The 1,152-nt window shown below is 69.7% G+C and carries 1 protein-coding gene; it reads left to right on the forward strand.

From position 1 onward, the window contains the following. Window positions 1-165 precede the first annotated feature (165 nt). Window positions 166-1,005: a GNAT family N-acetyltransferase gene (locus I5I_RS07090; protein ID WP_036318115.1), complete on the forward strand. Its 840-nt coding sequence runs from the start codon at window positions 166-168 to the stop codon at window positions 1,003-1,005. Window positions 1,006-1,152: the final 147 nt, after the last annotated feature.

A 1,152-nucleotide genomic window follows, 5' to 3' on the forward strand; every position in this document is an offset into this window, starting at 1 on the left:
TGAGCGTGCGAGCGCCCACGCGGATCTCGAGGTCGTGCACGGCAAGCACAGCAGACGTCCGTTCGTCGGGGATGGGGACGGCCCGGAGACGGACCAGCCTCCCATTCTACCGTCCACGTCCGGCGTCGACCGCCGCTCGAGTCCAGAGGTGCCAGACTCGGGACCATGCGATTGCGCCCCTTCGCCGACGACGATCTGACGCTGCCCTTCCTCGGCACGATCGCGTTCCGCACCGATCGATGGCGTGATGCGCATACCCGCTCGACCGTGCTGGAAGTGGACGGGCACCCCGTGGCCGCCGGCATCATGTGGACCTCGCGCGTGCACGGGGACCGGTACTGGGTCGCCATCGTGGTCGAGCCCGTATCGCGTGGCCGCGGTTACGGGAAGGCCGTGTTCGCCCACTTGTCGACACTGCGAGATGCGCCACTGACCTTCATGACGCGCGGGTACGTCGACGACGATGCACTCGGCTTCGCCGACGCCCTGGGAGCACGGACCATACAGGTGGTGCCACCCGCGGACGTGCCGGCGGCGTCTCGCGCGGTTCTGCGGCCGCACCCGGCGGTGCAGAGCGTCCGCGATCTGCCCTGGGACGACGTCCTCGATGCCAACGCGGCCGTCTACGCCTGGACGCACGAGGGCTGGTCGCCCGTCGCTCCGGATTTCGCGGCGGCTCTCTCGGAAGACCTCGAGGCCGAGGTCGACCGCGACGCGAGCAGCGCCGCCGTTGTCGACGGCGAGATCGTCGCGCTGGCGCTCGTCTATCACGACTCGACACCCCCGTGCCTCACGGCGGAGACCACGAGGAGGGAGACGGCCGACGGTGAGCGCTTGATCGAGGCCTGCGTCCGGCGCTCCCTCGACGTGCTGGCAGCTCGCGGCGTCGAGCGGGTCACCTTCGACGGCCATGTCAGCGATCCGCACTTCCTCCCCGTATGGGCGCGCCTCTCACCGAGGGGCCGCTGGTTCCGCCTCGTCGAGATCCCTCCGACCGGCGGATGACGAGCGAGCGGGACGGGTCATCCTCAGCTCGTGCACGCCCTCGTCGACACGCACGGTTCCGTCGGGCACGAATCCGTGCTTGGCAGAGAAGGCCTGCGCGCGAGGATTGGGATCGGCCAGACTCTAGAGGATCCCCGGGACCGAGCT

This window comes from Microbacterium sp. B24, from assembly GCF_000333415.1.
In the GTDB taxonomy this organism is placed as follows: Bacteria; Actinomycetota; Actinomycetes; order Actinomycetales; family Microbacteriaceae; genus Microbacterium.

Bases quoted from the DNA above. Each gene is read 5' to 3' on its own strand.
- I5I_RS07090 (WP_036318115.1), top strand. From the start codon at position 166: ATGCGATTGCGCCCCTTCGCCGACGACGATCTGACGCTGCCCTTCCTC.